A 16,001-nucleotide genomic window follows, 5' to 3' on the forward strand; every position below is an offset into this window, starting at 1 on the left:
ATCAAGAGTGGAAAACAAAAGAAAAGAAAGAAAAGTAAGAGAAGGAATCGTTGTTTCAAATAAAATGGATAAAACTGTAGTAGTTGTTGAAGAAACAATGAAATTACATAAACTTTATAAAAAGAGAGTAAAAACTTCTAAAAAATATAAAGCACACGATGAGAACAATGACTGTGGAATCGGAGATAAAGTGCAAATTATGGAAACTAGACCATTAAGTAAAGATAAAAGATGGAGAGTTGTTACAATCTTAGAAAGAGCTAAATAGTTCTGACTTTATCAATAAAATTAAAAAGAATGTTTTATTTTCAATATTAAAACAAAAGGCAAATAGCATGAGTTAATATTTGAGAGGAGGAAATTTTAAATGGTTCAACAACAATCGATGCTTAATGTTGCTGATAACACTGGAGCTAAAAAAATCATGGTTATTAGAGTATTAGGTGGATCAAGAAGAAGATTCGGTAAAATTGGAGACATCGTAGTAGCAACTGTAAAAGAAGCTATACCAAACGGAAACGTTAAAAAAGGTGATGTAGTTAAAGCCGTAATCGTTAGAACAAGAAAAGAATTAAAAAGAGCAGACGGTTCATATATAAAATTTGATGACAATGCGGCAGTTATTTTGAATACGGCATTAGAAGTAAGAGGGACAAGAATCTTTGGACCTGTAGCAAGAGAATTAAGAGCGAAAAACTTTATGAAAATAGTTTCTCTAGCACCAGAAGTATTATAGGAAGGAGAGTTAAAACGTGGCTAAACCAAACTTAAAATCAGTACCTAAAAAATTACATGTTAAAACTGGAGATACAGTTATTGTAATTAGCGGTAGATCAAAAGATTTGTTACGTAATGAAAAGAGTACACAAACTGGAGATAAAGGAAAAATTGGAAAAGTATTAAAAGTATTCCCTAAAACTGGAAAAATAATTGTTGAAGGTGTAAATATTAAGAAAAGACATATTAAACCTAATGCAATGAACCCACAAGGCGAAGTTGTAGAAAGAGAAATGCCAATCTTCTCATCTAAAGTAATGCTTTGGGATGAAGGAGCAGGGAAACCTACAAGAGTAAGAAAAGAAATAAGAGATGGAAAAAAAGTGAGAATATCAGTTGTATCTGGTAATGAAATATAATATTTTAGAGAGGAGGATGTAATAAATGGCTGAAAAATATATTCCAAGATTACAAAAATTATACAAAGATGAAATAGTTTCATCATTATTGAAAGAATTAAATTTATCTAATGTTATGCAAGTACCAAAACTTGATAAAATAGTAGTGAATATGGGGATTGGAGAAGCAGTAAGCAATCCTAAGTTAATAGATACAGCTATTGCTGAATTAGCACAAATTACAGGACAACAGCCTATAGCAAGAGCTGCTAGAAAATCAGAAGCTGGATTTAAATTAAGAGAAGGACAAAAAATTGGAGCAAAAGTTACATTAAGAAAAGAAAAAATGTATGAATTCCTAGACAGATTAATTAGTATCACATTACCAAGGGTAAGAGATTTTGAAGGTGTTTCACCTAAAGGATTTGATGGAAGAGGAAACTACACATTAGGATTAAGAGAACAAATCGTATTCCCTGAAATTGAAATTGATAAAGTAGATAAAATCTTTGGATTAGGAATTACAATTGTATCTACAGCACAAAATGATGAGCAAGGAAGAGCTTTATTAAAAGCATTCGGAATGCCGTTTGCAAAATAGTATTATTTTGAAGGAGGTGTAATTTAATCAATGGCTAAAAAAGCGATGGTTGAAAGAAACTTAAAAAGACAAAAAACAGTTGATAAATATGCAGCTAAAAGAGCTGAATTAAAAGAAAGAGCTAAAAAAGGTGATAGAGAAGCAGTTTTAGAATTATCTAAATTACCAAGAAATGCTTCACCTACAAGAGTTAGAAATAGATGTCAAATTAACGGAAGACCAAGAGGATACATGAGAGAATTTGGTATTTCAAGAGTTATGTTCAGACAATTAGCAGGAGAGGGAGTTATCCCTGGAGTAAAAAAATCAAGTTGGTAATTTTGAGAGGAGGAAGAATTAATGTATTTAACAGATCCTATTGCTGATATGCTTACTAGAATCAGAAACGGAAACATGGCTAAACATGCACAAGTTGCAATACCATTTTCAAAAATTAAAGAAAGTATAGCAAATATATTAAAAAATGAAGGATATATAAACGGTTACGAAATCAAAGAAGAAGGAGCTATAAAAGATATAGTTGTTTCTTTAAAAACTGTAGATGGAGAAGCTGTAATCAAAGGGTTAAAAAGAATATCAAAACCTGGAAGAAGAGTTTACACATCTGTAGAAAGTTTGCCTAAAGTATTAGGTGGATTAGGAATTGCCATTGTCTCAACACCACAAGGTGTTATTACAGACAAGGAATGCAGAAAGCATAATGTTGGTGGAGAAGTTCTTTGCTACGTGTGGTAATTTACGCATTTTATAAATTAGGAGGATAAACAATGTCAAGAATAGGTAAAAAACCTATAACTATACCTGCTGGCGTTGAAATCAAGCAGGAAGGAAACACTTTTACTGTAAAAGGGCCAAAAGGGCAATTAGTAAGAGAATTAAGCAGTGAAATTAAAGTAAATATTGATGGTAGTGAAATTACAATTGAAAGACCAAATGATTTACCAAATATAAGAGCTCTTCATGGAACTACAAGAGCAAACTTAAACAATATGATTGTTGGAGTAAGTGAAGGATTTACTAGAGGATTGGAACTAGTCGGAGTAGGATACAGAGTACAAGCTAGTGGAAAAGGATTAACATTATCTTTAGGATATTCACATCCAGTTGAAGTCGAAGCAGTAGAAGGAATTACTTTCAAAGTTGAAGGAAATACTAAAATTTCTGTTGAAGGAATTGATAAACAATTAGTTGGACAAGTTGCTGCAAACATCAGAGCTAAACGTCCACCTGAACCATATAAAGGAAAAGGTGTTAAATACGCTGATGAAGTAATTAGAAGAAAAGAAGGTAAGAAAGGATAGGAGGTAGATTTTAATGGTAAAAAAACTTGATAGAAATAAATTAAGACAAAAAAAACATAGAAGTATTAGAAAAAAAATCGTTGGAACTGCTGAAAGACCTAGACTTGCTGTGTATAGAAGTTTACAAAATATCTTCGTTCAAGTAATTGATGATACAACAGGAAATACTTTAGTTTCTGCATCAACTATTGAAAAAGGTGCAAAAATTGAAAATGGTTCAAATATCGAAGCAGCTAAACAAATAGGAGAAAGAATTGCTAAAAAAGCATTAGATAAAGGGATTACTACTGTTGTATTCGACAGAGGAGGATACGTGTACACAGGAAGAGTTAAAGCTGTGGCGGATGCTGCGAGAGAAGCAGGATTAAAATTCTAAAGATAAGGAGGATATATTTTGGCTAGAGATAGAGATAACAGAGAAAGAGAAAGTGAATATAAAGAAAGACTTTTAAGAATAAGCAGAGTTTCTAAAACTGTTAAAGGAGGAAGAAGAATTTCGTTCTCAGTATTAGCAGCAGTTGGAGATGAAAAAGGAAAAGTAGGTATCGGTTTAGGAAAAGCTAACGGTGTACCTGATGCAATCAAAAAAGCCATTGCAAATGCTAAGAAAAATTTAGTAACTGTTTCATTAAAAGGTGGAACATTGCCACATGAGCAAATTGGTAAATATAATGCAACTTCTGTATTATTGAAACCAGCTTCAAAAGGGACAGGAGTTATCGCTGGTTCAGCAACTAGGGAATTATTAGAGCTAGCAGGTGTAAAAGATGTACTTACAAAAATTAGAGGTTCAAAAACTAAAGATAACGTTGCAAGAGCAACTTTAGAAGGTCTTAAACAATTACGTTCTATAGAAGATGTTGCAAGACTTAGAGGAAAATCAGTTGAAGAAATTTTAGGATAATAAGGTTAGGAGGTAAAATTAATGTCTAAAGTAAAAGTAACGCTTGTAAAAGGAATTAATGGAAGAAAACCTAATCATGTTGCGACTGTAAAATCACTTGGATTAAGAAAAATCAGTCAAAGTGCAGTTCATAACAAAACTGCTGATATTGAAGGAAAAATTAAATTAGTTTCTTATTTACTTAAAGTAGAGGAGGTTTAGAATAGATGAATCTTAATGAATTAAGACCTGCTGCTGGATCGAAAAGAGAAAGAAGAAGAGTAGGAAGAGGACACGGAACTGGTTGGGGAAAAACTGCTGGTAAAGGTCATAATGGACAAAAACAAAGATCAGGTTCATATGTATCACCTATATTTGAAGGTGGACAAATGCCTATTATTAGAAGAATTCCTAAAAGAGGATTTTCTAATGCACCATTTAAAAAAGATATAATAGTAATTACATTGGCTGACATTGTTGAAAGATTTAACGATGGAGATGTAGTTAGTTTACAAACATTAGTTGAAAATGGAATAGTTAAAAACCCTAAATTTATAACAAAATATTCTGATGAAACTTTAAGAAATACTAAAGGTAGAAGAGCTGTAAAAGAATATTTAAATGCAAATGTTGAAGCATATGTAAAAGAAAAAGATTTTACAAGTCTATTAAAAATTATAGGGAATACAGAAGTTAATAAAAAATTAACTGTAAAAGCACATAAAGTTTCTAAAACAGCTAAAGAATTAATTGAAAAAGCTGGAGGAAATGTAGAATTATTAGAAGTAAGATCATATTCAGCTAAAGCAGGAAATAATAAAAAAGAAGATGAGAATAAGTAAGATTTAATATCTTGCTTTTTCTTCATACACTAAAGGAGTGATAGAATTGACTCTAGCTGAAGCAGTAACAAGCAGGGTAAAAGCTATTTTTAATATACCCGAACTAGAAAAAAGAGTAACATTTACATTACTTATGATAATGGTTGCAAGAGTTGGAATTCATATAGCAGTTCCGGGAATTAATACAGAGGCTTTTAAAAATTTCCAGCAGGGAAATGCAATTGCTCAATTTTTAAATTTATTTTCGGGTGGAGCTGTTGAAAGAGCTTCAATTTTTGCGTTGGGAATCGTCCCATACATTAATGCTTCTATTGTATTTCAATTATTAGGAGTAATTTTTCCTAAAATAGATGAAATGCAAAAGGAAGGTGGAAAAGAAAGAGATAAAATAACTCAATGGTCAAGATATGTAACAATTGTATTGGCAATAATTCAGTCATTTGGAATCGCGGTTTTAATGCAAAACCAAGGATTAGTATTGGAACCAGGTCCAAAATTCATACTTAGTACAGTAGTCCTAATTACAGGTGGAACTTCATTCTTAATGTGGATTTCTGAAAGAATTTCAATAAGAGGTATCGGAAATGGTACATCAATGCTGATTTTCTTAAATATTGTTGCGGGATTGCCAACAGTTATCAGTGCTATGTATACTGGATTACCTAGTGGAATGGGGAAAGTTCTATTAGGATTGTCAATTGTAGCATTTGTTGTATTTATTGCCTTAATGGTAATTGTACAGTTAGCTGAAAGAAGAATTCCTATCCAATATGCAGGAAAAGGAAGTCTTGGATTCGGTGGAGGACAAAGTACAGTTGGAAAAAGAACATATTTACCATTAAAAATAAATATGTCTGGAGTAATGCCAATAATCTTTGCATCAGTATTAATGGCAGCACCGCCATTTCTCGTTTCAATGCTAAAAGCTGGAACTTTAAAAAACTTCTTGGCAGCCCAGTTTGAACCAAAAGGTGCTTTTTATCTACTATTGTTTGCAATATTAATTACAGTATTTTCATTTTTCTATACACTTACAATTGCTTTTGATCCAGATAAAGTAGCTGATGATTTGAAGCAAAGTGGGGGAACAATTCCTACAGTAAGAGCCGGAAAGGAAACTGCTGACTATTTGGAAAAAGTTGCTACAAGAGTAACATTTGGAAGTGCGATTTTCTTATCGTTATTGGGTATTATGCCAAATATCTGGTTTGGATATGTCTTAAAACTTCCAGTTATGCTTGGAGGAACAAGTTTGCTAATCTTAGTTGGAACTGCAGTAGAATTGCTATTACAAATAGATTCTTACTTAGCGGTTAAGCAAATGAAGAGTTTTGTAAATAGAAGAAATCGTTAATAGAAATTAATGGTTAAAATAAATTTTAAAAGCACACTGAAATTAAATGTGTGCTTTTCTGTTATTGGCTTTATACTTAGTTTTAGCTAGCAAAATTACTTATCTTATTTAATAATTTCCACTTGGCTTTTGTGTATATATCCTGTACTTGCAGGATAGTCATAAATAATATAATACCAGTCGCCATATCTGTTTATTACCATAAATTCTTGTCCTTTTTCAGCTTTTCCCCAAATTGGAGCATCAGTTTCAGGTAATTTTTTTACATCTGCATTTTCTACAGGTCTTATTTTTTCCATTTCTGTTTTATACTTTTTATCTTCCAAATCATTTAAATTTTTTGAAAATGTTGCTTTTGAATTATTTAATTTTGTTACATTTGAAATTTCTGCGTAATATACAGGAAATCCTGCTCCACAAGTTAGTCTTACTCCTATAGTTGAAACATTAACATTTACTGGCTGAACGGCATATTCTATTTTTTTTCCAAGAAGTTTATTCGCATCTTTAAAATTTTCTTTCAAAAATTTTTCTTTATCCTTACGTGATAATTTAATTTCTATTGTTTTTCCGTTATAACTATTTTTGTCATTAGGAATTAAATCAAACACTATCGGATCATCTTCACCTTCATCATCATAACAGTCTTCATCAATAGTTGCGACAAGTAATCCTTCTATATTTACTGGTTTGAATGATGGCTTATAATCATCGTCAGTATCACTTTTTCCAACAAAACAGAATAACATAACAAGAAAAAATGTAAAAAATGTAATCCTATATTTTTTAATTTTCATGAAAATTACCTCCTTAAATTTTATTAATATTATTTTTTTGATGTGTGTGCCATTCTTTAATTTGTATTATGATTCAAATCAAAGATATTATTTAAATATACAATTAATTTGTTAAATTTATTTTTTTCTTTTTTTCAATATTTCATCTATTATCTTTACTCTGTCTTCATAAATGTATTCAGGTACATAAACCTGTTTATTAGGTTCATACCAGAAAAACTGGCTGAAGTAATTTCTCAAATCTTTTCTTGTAAATTCATGCCCATATTGTGCAAAAGGATAGTTTCTTAGTACTTCAAGCTGAAAAGTACTTAATTTATCCAATTCTTTTATTGCTTTATCGCCTTCAGACCAGCCTTTTAATGCAAGGTTAGTTCCTATTTCGTCTTCAAGCGGATCTCTAAATTTATATCCATTTATTTTTATATCAGATTTCACGCTTGAAATATAACGATTCATTGGTATATGAGAATAAAATTCTTTATCTGGAGCAAAATTTTTGGTTTTATATCTTACATATCCACTTTTTAATTTTGCATATACTATTTCAGAATATCCTTCTTCCAGTTTACTTTTATCCAGAAAAACAATGTCTCCATTTCCTACTATTTCCCATTTTATTGGTTTTCCATCGTTCCAAAATGTATATGGCAAAGAAAATAGTTCATTTTTTCGCATATTTACAATAATTTCAAAATCATCAACTTTTTTGTTTTTCCATTTTGAAATAGTTGTTAATACATATTGATATTCTCCTTTATCATATGTTGAAGTTGCTCCTCTATAAGAATAACTGTGATTTATGGTATTTTCTCCCTTTTTCAAATCAGCTTTAAAGTAATAGACAGATGCCTTGCTATATTTATTTTTATATTCTTTTTCTTCTTCTGCTGTAAAAAATCCTTTATTTAAAAATTCATCCATTTTTCCAATACGAATTTTTACTTCTTTTCCGTTTACAATAGTTTTAAAATTTTTTATGCTCTCAGAATCATATCCTGTACCACTTGGAGCATTATCGGCATCATTATACTCATCAGGCGGTGTTATAAATCCTATTGTTCTACTTCCTGCAGATGAACTGTCAAATACAAAATTTACTGATACATCCATAAACCTATCATCTCTTAAGTTAAATTCTATTTTTTCTTTTTTTATAGCCATATCAGAAATTTGAAGCGGAATAAGATGTTCCCCCTGTGATATAAATTCCCAGTCGTTTCCAAAAGAAAATATGCAAGTTATCAAAAATATCATTATACTCACTAATTTTTTCATAATAATCTACTTCCTTTCTTATAAATATTTATATTTTAATATCTAAGGTTTTTATTTAAATTTCGAAAGTTTTTTGAATAATATATTTCTTAATGATTGAAGTAATGAGGGTTTGAATAAATCAGAAAAATCAAAAAAGTATGTCGTATTTTTCTTTTTTATTTGGTAAATAATTCACATAATTTTGTATAACTTTGTTGTATTTGTAGGTAACAAGAAATTAAGTTAAGTTTTCTATATGTTATTATTATTTTAAAGTTGATTTATTGGTATTGATATGAATGTATTCTGTAAAATTTAAATTTTTTGTGTTAATAAGTAACAAACTCTGTTTATATAATTAATATACCATAAGAACGTTAAAGAAAAATGAAAACTTTGGGATTTTTATATAAAATTTATCAGTCAATACTAAAGGATTTGAGTATATGTTAGAAAAAATAGTTTATGTGGTTACTAATTAAAAAAAAATCTCTAAAAAAGAAATTACTTTAACTTAGAGATTTTTTACTGTTAAAATTTATTCATTAATTTTTCAAATATTTTTTTCTCAATAAATATGAGACAAATTCCAATATAATCGCCACTCCAAATATTAAATACACAAACACCCCGATTTCCCGAATATCAAAATACATTGTCCCAGACATAAACATATCGTATCCAATTCCACCTGCTCCCGCAGCAGCTCCAACAAGAACCGCATTTGTAAAATTGATTTCAAAACGGATAAATGTCCACGATAAAAGGGAAGTGACTGTGCTTGGCAGTACAGCCTGAAAAATGATTTTCCAGGATGAAGCTCCTGTGGCTCTAAGAGCTTCAATAATTCCACTATTGATTTCTTCAATGCTCTCTGAATAGGCTTTTACAAGGTAGGCGACGCTGTGAAAAGTCATTCCGATAATTGCCGCTTCTACACCAACATTTGCAACGACTGAAAACACCATAACCCATAATATTGTTGGGATTGCACGAATAAATGACATACAAATTTTTATAATTCTGGAAGTACGCTGGCTTGATAAATTTTTTGCTGCAAAAAATGATAAAAATAATGCGATAAATGAGCCAATAATTGTTGTAAGCACAGCTAATGCGATTGTTACCGCAAGACTGGTAAAAATTTGGATGTATGTATATCTGTCAGATAATTTAGGAGAAAAGAACATAGTTCCCAGATCTTTAAAAAAATTTTTTGTGGCAATGGCTATATTTACACCGCCAAAATCTATTGTGAGCAGTGTATAAAGTGTTATAATTGATAGCACAGATAAAGTTGCATATAAATAAATTCTTGATTTTGTAAGTTTTCTTATTTTTATTTTATCCAAAAGGAAATCACCTTCTTTTTTACAATTTTTCTTTTTACATCATTTCATTTCTAAGTTTGTTAGATAACATTTCTATTCCAATTACAATAATTGTAACAATTAAAATTACAAGTCCAACGGCATCATAGCGAAAACTTTTATAATAAAGGCTAAACGTAAAACCTATTCCAGTTCCCGTTAAAATCCCAACCAATGTCGATTCTCTCACCCCAGTTTCAATAAAAAACAGAAGCCAGGACAAAAGCTGTGAAGCAACACTTGGAATAACTCCACAAAATATTATCTGAAAATACGAAGCACCAACAGATGTCAAAGCTTCAATCACATCTCCAGCAACATCATCAATTGTTTCAGAAAAGGCACGTGTCAAATATCCAAACGTTATGAGAAATAATGCCAGAAAGCCCGTAAATTGACTTTGCTTAAAGGAAAACACCAGTATTAGCGACCAGGCTACAATTGGCATATTTCTAAAGAAAGAAGCAATTGCTTTAGTTGCAATTTTCGTAAAACCATTAATTCCAGTTGAATTTGAGCCAATTATTGCTAAAAATAATGCAAAAGCTGCTGAAATCATTGTGGAAGTTATGGCTAGCAAGACTGTTTTCAGGACTGAACTAATAATTTCTGGAAAATATTGCAGGGCATTTGATGTTGGGATAAATTTTTGTAAAAGCCATAAAATTCCCGATGGAATCGAAGAAAACGCCATTCCATTTTCAAAGCCTGAAATGATGGAAGATATTGTATAAATTAAAACAATTAAAAAAATAAATATTAGTTTTGAGTAAAATCTTTGCTTAAAAATATCTTTTTTATCTAATTTCATAAAATCTCCTTTTATTCATTTTCTTCATTTTTATAAACAAATTCAATCACATCGTTAGTAAGATTTTCTGTCTTATCATCAAAGACTTTTTCCCCTTTATTCAATGCAATAATTCTGTCAGAATATTTTTTTGCAATATCTACCTGATGAAGATTCACAATACAGGTAATTTTCAGTTCAGAAACAATTTTTCTTAAATAATCCATTATATTTCGAGCAGTTTTTGGATCAAGTGAAGCAATCGGCTCATCACACAAAAGCAGTTTTGGTTTCTGCATAATTGCCCTTGCAATTCCAACCCGCTGTTTTTGTCCGCCTGACAGTTCACTACATTTCTGGTAGGCATATTTAGCCATATTGACTTTTTCCAGAAAAGCAAATGCCTCTTTTTTTTCTTCTTCCGAATAAATTCCAAGTATTCCAGCAATTACTGATTTATAACCAAGGCGTCCATGCAAAACATTTTCAATGACAGTAAGCCTTTCCACAAGATTATAGTTTTGAAAAATCATTCCAATTTCCCGCCTTACAAGATTAATTTCCTTTTTCTTCAATTTTTCAATATTCTGATTTTCAAAAAGAATTGAACCTTCTGAAATATCAGTCATTTTATTAATGCTTCTAAGCAATGTCGATTTTCCCGACCCAGACGGTCCAATAATCGATATAAATTCTCCCTTTTCCACATCAAACGAAACATTTTTCAATGCTTCAGTTCCATTATTATATTTTTTGGAAACATTTTTTATACTTAATAACATAAAAAATCCTTTCTATATAATCTCAAATTGCTTGATAAAAACTAAATAAATCTATTTTAAGTGTTACAATTTTTAAATTTGATATTAAAAGTTTTACTGTACAAATGAAAACTTAAAAAACAAGGCATATCAGTTTTGGTATGCCTATTGTATTTTTAAAATTTTAAATAATTAATAATTTTTAATTCTCAAAGTTCTGTATTTATTGTCCAATATTGATTCTATTAGAATTTTTACTGGAATTTTTACTTGTATTCTGATTTTCAGCATTAGTGTTACTTGAATTTGAATTATTCAAAATATTAATGGTAGAATTATTATTTTGAGAATCATTTTCATTAATTGCTGTAGCTGGTTGTCCAGTAGTAATTATTGTTCCAAGTGAAAGCAAATCTCTCTGCAATTTATCAAGTTTATTTTTTTGAGCATAAACATTATCAATTAATGTTTCAATATTTTTATTATCTTCTTCATACTTAGTCATAATTTGCTGATAATTATTATTTCGTAAATTTTCAATTTTTTTTGTCAATAAAGTTTTTTCTTCGTCAGTCAATACAGTACGATTTAAATTTTTAAAGTTATTATTTTCTAAAATAAGTTCAGAAGAAAGTTTCATAACTTTTCCTTCCAGCAAATCATTTTTTGAATATTCAATAATTGAACTGATTTTATTTGCTGTAAATAATGTTTTTGTGTTCAAAGTATCCTTATTATAAGTAATAATGTAGTCATTATTTTGTCCATTTACCAATGCTTTTGTATTACTATCCAACAAAATTTCGCCATTAATTTTAGAAATATCTCCATTCAATCCACTAACTTTTATTTTACCATTATTGATATTAATATCCGATATTAAGATGTTCAATTCTTTTATTTCCCGTACAAGAGAAGTTGCTTTTAAAGCATTGTTTAGAGAAGTTTCCAAATTTTTCCCTTTATCTAAAAATATATATAAATTCATATTTTGAGCATTACCACTAGAATTTATATTGTTAAAATCATTCAGTGAAATTTCCTTTTCTAGTTTAGTTAGATTATTAGAAACATTTGTAAGTGTAATATCCCTTTCCAGCTCAATTTCTGAAATATTCTTCTCAATATTTTCCTTTTCAGCATTAATAGCCTGTACCAACGGCTTAATTTCGTTATTCAGTTCAATAATTTTTTGAGCCTTATTTTTCAAATCTGTAATTTCACCATAATCCTTTTTCAAAGTGTTAATTTTTTCAATATTTTTAACTTTACTATTGATAAAATTATCTGTATTAGTTGTCAAATCCGTAACTTTACCAGTTGTTTCCTTAATAAAATCATCAGTTGTTTTATCAGTTTTTTCCTGCGCAGTAAGAGAATCTATTTTATTGGTAAAAGTGTCAATTTGAGAATTTTTATCGTTATAAACTTTATCCAGATTTACATCTTCCAATTTTAAATTAGACAATGTCAGTTTTGGCATAATCTTAAATAATCCAGTTCGTATAATTCCGACGGTAGCCCGTCCCTTACCTAAATTTTTTCCATTAACTACAAAATTATCAAAAATCATTTCATGATTTTTCACAGAAAATTTGACATTTTTAAATTCAGAATGTTTAGTTTTTGCCATAATTGAAACAATATTACTAGAAAACATAATACCAAAAAATATTATAATTAAAATTAATAATGCAAAACTTAATAAATATTTTAAATATTTCACAAAATACCCTCCTTTTAGTTAATTTTAGTTTTATTAAAAAATGTATTTAACATATTAAATAAGCTGTTAAAAATAGATGCCATGAATTTTATATCTATTTAAAACAGCTCCTTTCCAAATTATTTGAGTCAAAAACTATTTAATATTTTTTAATGCTTCATCCATATTAGATAATTTAAATTCGTCAGATATGGATTTTAAATATTTTTGTTGTTCAACTTGTCTTTTTTGATTTCTCAATTGAGTTTTTATAGTTTCTTTAACTTTTTCAAATGGAATTAATCCTTTACCATTTCTTTCCAGAACCTTTACAACATATAAATCATTTCCAACAGTAACTACTTTATTTACAATTTGTCCAGCCTTAACATCCTTTATAGCTTCATTTAAAGGACCAAAACGACTTGATAATTGAGTTAATGGAATTTCCTGAGTTTCACCATTTTCAGTAACTCCTTGAATATTTGCATTATATTTACGGGCATATGAAGTAAAATCTGCTGGATTTGCAATAGCTTCCTTTAGTACTTGATTTGCCTTTGCAGAATCTGAAGTATTAAATACAATAAGCTGTAATCTTACAGAATCTTCTTGTCGTGTAAAATTAGCTGCATTAGCATCATAAATATTTTTAGCATCTGCATCAGTAACTTTAGCTTTATCATTTACTTCATTTAACGTAGCCAAACTTGCCAATAATTGTTCTTGTAAAATATCTGTACTTTCAGTATATTTTTTATCCTGATCCAATTTTTTTTCTTTCCCTTTAATTGCAAGTGCCCTATTCAAAGCAATATTTTTAATAATAGACTGTTTCATCTGTGCAATTTGATCAGAAGTAAGGTCTTTCTCATCTACTCCACTTGAATAAAGACTTTTTGCCAGTTCATTATTAACTTCGTTTTCATAAACTTTAATTTGCTTGTCTGGTGATTCAAACAACACCTTTCCACTTTGTCCAGCATTATTTTTACAAGATAATGCAAATACGCATAGTACTGTCAATACACCTATTTTAATTTTATTTTTCATTTTTCCTCCAATAGTATTCAAATTTAATAATATTTACATTTTTAGTATATCATAACATTCCAAACATTTCAAAATATTTTTTATATTAAATTATTTTTTATTGATAAAATATATGAAAAAAATTTATTTGTAAGAAACAGAAAGTTTTCTAATTCTTCTTAAGAGTTAAAATTGTGGAAGAATTTTTTCTAAAATACTTTATGATATAAGGCTTACAATTTACTATTTATTCGGAGAAGCCTAAATCTTTTTTTGAAAAGAACTTATTTATCACTGATTGTAATAACTTTATCATATAAAGTTTTGTTACTATAAATTCAGAATAGCAATAATAATTCTAGCAATAATAATTTTTTCTAAATTTGATAGAGATATCGGCATACCATTTTTAGTTTTTTTAATATATTTTAGAAGTTGCACTTGATTATACAATACACCCAACTAAAAATAACAAAAAAAATTGAAAAAAGTAGTTGACAAATAAATTTAATTATGATAATATATATCTTGTCGATACAAAAAGTATCAAAGGACAATGATATAAGAATAGAAGAAGCAATAAGTGTAAAAGATAAATATTAATGTCAAGAGCTCTTGTCTATAAGATAAGATTCTCGTCAAGACAAAAGGTGAAATTAAATATATGTAAAATATATTGAATGAAGAGTTTGATCCTGGCTCAGGATGAACGCTGACAGAATGCTTAACACATGCAAGTCTTTGGCGAATCTGTGCTTGCACAGGCTAGCCAAGGCGGACGGGTGAGTAACGCGTAAAGAACTTACCCTGCAGACAGGGATAACAGACGGAAACGACTGATAATACCTGATACAATTGCCAGCACGCATGTGCCCGGCAATGAAAAGTGATGCTGCAGGAGAGCTTTGCGTCCTATTAGCTTGTTGGTGAGGTAATGGCTCACCAAGGCGATGATAGGTAGCCGGCCTGAGAGGGTGAACGGCCACAAGGGGACTGAGATACGGCCCTTACTCCTACGGGAGGCAGCAGTGGGGAATATTGGACAATGGGGGCAACCCTGATCCAGCAATTCTGTGTGCATGAAGAAGGTTTTCGGATTGTAAAGTGCTTTCAGCAGGGAAGAAGAAAGTGACGGTACCTGCAGAAGAAGCGACGGCTAAATACGTGCCAGCAGCCGCGGTAATACGTATGTCGCAAGCGTTATCCGGAATTATTGGGCATAAAGGGCATCTAGGCGGCCAGACAAGTCTGGGGTGAAAACTTGCGGCTCAACCGCAAGCCTGCCCTGGAAACTGTTTGGCTAGAGTGCTGGAGAGGTGGACGGAACTGCACGAGTAGAGGTGAAATTCGTAGATATGTGCAGGAATGCCGATGATGAAGATAGTTCACTGGACGGTAACTGACGCTGAAGTGCGAAAGCTGGGGGAGCGAACAGGATTAGATACCCTGGTAGTCCCAGCCGTAAACGATGATTACTGGGTGTGGGCATGAAGAGTGTCCGTGCCGAAGCTAATGCGATAAGTAATCCGCCTGGGGAGTACGGCCGCAAGGCTGAAACTCAAAGGAATTGACGGGGACCCGCACAAGCGGTGGAGCATGTGGTTTAATTCGACGCAACGCGAGGAACCTTACCAGATCTTGACATCCTACGAATGCCTGTGAGAACAGGCAGTGCCTTCGGGAACGTAGAGACAGGTGGTGCATGGCTGTCGACAGCTCGTGTCGTGAGATGTTGGGTTAAGTCCCGCAACGAGCGCAACCCCTATCGCTAGTTGCCATCATTAAGTTGGGGACTCTAGCGAGACTGCCTGCGAAGAGCAGGAGGAAGGTGGGGATGACGTCAAGTCATCATGCCCCTTATGATCTGGGCTACACACGTGCTACAATGGCCGGTACAAAGAGCTGCAAAACGGTAACGTTTAGCCAATCTTTAAAGCCGGTCCAAGTTCGGATTGAAGTCTGCAACTCGACTTCATGAAGCCGGAATCGCTAGTAATCGCAGATCAGCAATGCTGCGGTGAATACGTTCTCGGGTCTTGTACACACCGCCCGTCACACCACGAGAGTTGTTTGCACCTGAAGCCGCCGGTCCAACCGTAAGGAGGAAGGCGTCTAAGGTGTGGATAGTGATTGGGGTGAAGTCGTAACAAGGTATCCGTACCGGAAGGTGCGGATGGATCACCTCCTTTC

Annotated in this window: 19 protein-coding genes and 1 rRNA gene; 13 read left to right on the forward strand and 7 right to left on the reverse strand. The window is 31.3% G+C overall.

Going from position 1 to position 16,001, the window contains the following annotated elements; genetic code table 11:
* Positions 1-7 precede the first annotated feature (7 nt).
* The 12 genes from rpsQ (at position 8) to secY (ending at position 6,096) form a co-directional block, all read left to right on the forward strand.
* The gene (gene rpsQ, locus LEBU_RS01255) at positions 8-268 is read left to right on the forward strand and encodes a 30S ribosomal protein S17 (RefSeq protein WP_012806356.1); all 261 of its coding nucleotides are present in this window, start codon (positions 8-10) and stop codon (positions 266-268) included.
* Positions 269-367: 99 nt separating this feature from the next.
* Entirely contained in the window at positions 368-736 is a 369-nt protein-coding gene (gene rplN / locus LEBU_RS01260) for a 50S ribosomal protein L14 (protein WP_012806357.1), read from the forward strand.
* A gap of 16 nt (positions 737-752) precedes the next feature.
* A complete protein-coding gene (gene rplX, locus LEBU_RS01265; RefSeq protein ID WP_012806358.1) occupies positions 753-1,136 on the forward strand; it encodes a 50S ribosomal protein L24 in 384 nt (127 codons plus the stop codon).
* Positions 1,137-1,161: 25 nt separating this feature from the next.
* Complete coding sequence (rplE, locus tag LEBU_RS01270) at positions 1,162-1,716, forward strand: 50S ribosomal protein L5 (RefSeq protein WP_012806359.1); 555 nt, start codon at positions 1,162-1,164, stop codon at positions 1,714-1,716.
* A 30-nt stretch (positions 1,717-1,746) separates the two neighbouring features.
* Positions 1,747-2,034, forward strand: coding sequence for a 30S ribosomal protein S14 (gene rpsN / locus LEBU_RS01275; protein WP_012806360.1), 288 nt, complete (start codon positions 1,747-1,749; stop codon positions 2,032-2,034).
* A 21-nt stretch (positions 2,035-2,055) separates the two neighbouring features.
* Positions 2,056-2,451, forward strand: coding sequence for a 30S ribosomal protein S8 (rpsH, locus tag LEBU_RS01280; RefSeq protein ID WP_012806361.1), 396 nt, complete (start codon positions 2,056-2,058; stop codon positions 2,449-2,451).
* 32 nt (positions 2,452-2,483) lie between these two features.
* Entirely contained in the window at positions 2,484-3,017 is a 534-nt protein-coding gene (gene rplF / locus LEBU_RS01285) for a 50S ribosomal protein L6 (protein ID WP_012806362.1), read from the forward strand.
* A gap of 13 nt (positions 3,018-3,030) precedes the next feature.
* The gene (gene rplR / locus LEBU_RS01290; protein WP_012806363.1) at positions 3,031-3,393 is read left to right on the forward strand and encodes a 50S ribosomal protein L18; all 363 of its coding nucleotides are present in this window, start codon (positions 3,031-3,033) and stop codon (positions 3,391-3,393) included.
* Between the two features lie 18 nt (positions 3,394-3,411).
* Entirely contained in the window at positions 3,412-3,921 is a 510-nt protein-coding gene (gene rpsE / locus LEBU_RS01295) for a 30S ribosomal protein S5 (RefSeq protein WP_012806364.1), read from the forward strand.
* Between the two features lie 21 nt (positions 3,922-3,942).
* Positions 3,943-4,122 (forward strand): 50S ribosomal protein L30, encoded by a 180-nt coding sequence (rpmD, locus tag LEBU_RS01300; RefSeq protein ID WP_006806072.1) that lies wholly within the window; start codon positions 3,943-3,945, stop codon positions 4,120-4,122.
* Between the two features lie 5 nt (positions 4,123-4,127).
* A complete protein-coding gene (gene rplO, locus LEBU_RS01305; protein ID WP_012806365.1) occupies positions 4,128-4,742 on the forward strand; it encodes a 50S ribosomal protein L15 in 615 nt (204 codons plus the stop codon).
* Positions 4,743-4,788: 46 nt separating this feature from the next.
* The gene (secY, locus tag LEBU_RS01310; RefSeq protein WP_012806366.1) at positions 4,789-6,096 is read left to right on the forward strand and encodes a preprotein translocase subunit SecY; all 1,308 of its coding nucleotides are present in this window, start codon (positions 4,789-4,791) and stop codon (positions 6,094-6,096) included.
* 104 nt (positions 6,097-6,200) lie between these two features.
* Here secY and LEBU_RS01315 read toward each other — a convergent pair whose 3' ends face one another.
* The 7 genes from LEBU_RS01315 to LEBU_RS01345 all read right to left on the reverse strand — a co-directional run bounded on the left by LEBU_RS01315 (position 6,201) and on the right by LEBU_RS01345 (position 13,832).
* Positions 6,201-6,893 carry an SH3 domain-containing protein gene (locus tag LEBU_RS01315; protein ID WP_012806367.1) on the reverse strand — a complete coding sequence of 231 codons (693 nt, stop codon included), beginning with the start codon at positions 6,891-6,893 and terminating at the stop codon, positions 6,201-6,203.
* 117 nt (positions 6,894-7,010) lie between these two features.
* Positions 7,011-8,171: a YARHG domain-containing protein gene (locus LEBU_RS01320; RefSeq protein WP_012806368.1), complete on the reverse strand. Its 1,161-nt coding sequence runs from the start codon at positions 8,169-8,171 to the stop codon at positions 7,011-7,013.
* A gap of 527 nt (positions 8,172-8,698) precedes the next feature.
* Complete coding sequence (locus LEBU_RS01325; RefSeq protein ID WP_012806369.1) at positions 8,699-9,505, reverse strand: PhnE/PtxC family ABC transporter permease; 807 nt, start codon at positions 9,503-9,505, stop codon at positions 8,699-8,701.
* A 34-nt stretch (positions 9,506-9,539) separates the two neighbouring features.
* The gene (locus LEBU_RS01330; protein ID WP_012806370.1) at positions 9,540-10,334 is read right to left on the reverse strand and encodes a PhnE/PtxC family ABC transporter permease; all 795 of its coding nucleotides are present in this window, start codon (positions 10,332-10,334) and stop codon (positions 9,540-9,542) included.
* Between the two features lie 11 nt (positions 10,335-10,345).
* A complete protein-coding gene (gene phnC, locus LEBU_RS01335) occupies positions 10,346-11,095 on the reverse strand; it encodes a phosphonate ABC transporter ATP-binding protein (RefSeq protein ID WP_012806371.1) in 750 nt (249 codons plus the stop codon).
* A gap of 202 nt (positions 11,096-11,297) precedes the next feature.
* Complete coding sequence (locus LEBU_RS01340; protein ID WP_012806372.1) at positions 11,298-12,800, reverse strand: hypothetical protein; 1,503 nt, start codon at positions 12,798-12,800, stop codon at positions 11,298-11,300.
* A 135-nt stretch (positions 12,801-12,935) separates the two neighbouring features.
* The gene (locus LEBU_RS01345; RefSeq protein ID WP_012806373.1) at positions 12,936-13,832 is read right to left on the reverse strand and encodes a peptidylprolyl isomerase; all 897 of its coding nucleotides are present in this window, start codon (positions 13,830-13,832) and stop codon (positions 12,936-12,938) included.
* A 656-nt stretch (positions 13,833-14,488) separates the two neighbouring features.
* On the opposite strand from LEBU_RS01345, the gene LEBU_RS01350 reads away from it, so the two are divergent.
* Positions 14,489-16,000, forward strand: a 16S ribosomal RNA gene (locus tag LEBU_RS01350).
* The last annotated feature ends 1 nt before the right edge of the window (position 16,001 follow it).

Origin of the sequence: Leptotrichia buccalis C-1013-b (genome assembly GCF_000023905.1) — a bacterium.
GTDB classification, from domain to species: domain Bacteria; phylum Fusobacteriota; class Fusobacteriia; order Fusobacteriales; family Leptotrichiaceae; genus Leptotrichia; species Leptotrichia buccalis.

Excerpts from the sequence above, each read along its gene's own strand:
- rplN (WP_012806357.1), top strand. The coding sequence starts at position 368 with ATGGTTCAACAACAATCGATGCTTAATGTTGCTGATAACACTGGAGCT.
- rplE (WP_012806359.1), top strand. The coding sequence starts at position 1,162 with ATGGCTGAAAAATATATTCCAAGATTACAAAAATTATACAAAGATGAA.
- rpsN (WP_012806360.1), top strand. The coding sequence starts at position 1,747 with ATGGCTAAAAAAGCGATGGTTGAAAGAAACTTAAAAAGACAAAAAACA.
- rpsH (WP_012806361.1), top strand. The coding sequence starts at position 2,056 with ATGTATTTAACAGATCCTATTGCTGATATGCTTACTAGAATCAGAAAC.
- rplF (WP_012806362.1), top strand. The coding sequence starts at position 2,484 with ATGTCAAGAATAGGTAAAAAACCTATAACTATACCTGCTGGCGTTGAA.
- rplR (WP_012806363.1), top strand. The coding sequence starts at position 3,031 with ATGGTAAAAAAACTTGATAGAAATAAATTAAGACAAAAAAAACATAGA.
- rpmD (WP_006806072.1), top strand. The coding sequence starts at position 3,943 with ATGTCTAAAGTAAAAGTAACGCTTGTAAAAGGAATTAATGGAAGAAAA.
- rplO (WP_012806365.1), top strand. The coding sequence starts at position 4,128 with ATGAATCTTAATGAATTAAGACCTGCTGCTGGATCGAAAAGAGAAAGA.
- LEBU_RS01315 (WP_012806367.1), bottom strand. The coding sequence starts at position 6,893 with ATGAAAATTAAAAAATATAGGATTACATTTTTTACATTTTTTCTTGTT.
- LEBU_RS01320 (WP_012806368.1), bottom strand. The coding sequence starts at position 8,171 with ATGAAAAAATTAGTGAGTATAATGATATTTTTGATAACTTGCATATTT.
- LEBU_RS01330 (WP_012806370.1), bottom strand. The coding sequence starts at position 10,334 with ATGAAATTAGATAAAAAAGATATTTTTAAGCAAAGATTTTACTCAAAA.
- phnC (WP_012806371.1), bottom strand. The coding sequence starts at position 11,095 with ATGTTATTAAGTATAAAAAATGTTTCCAAAAAATATAATAATGGAACT.
- LEBU_RS01345 (WP_012806373.1), bottom strand. The coding sequence starts at position 13,832 with ATGAAAAATAAAATTAAAATAGGTGTATTGACAGTACTATGCGTATTT.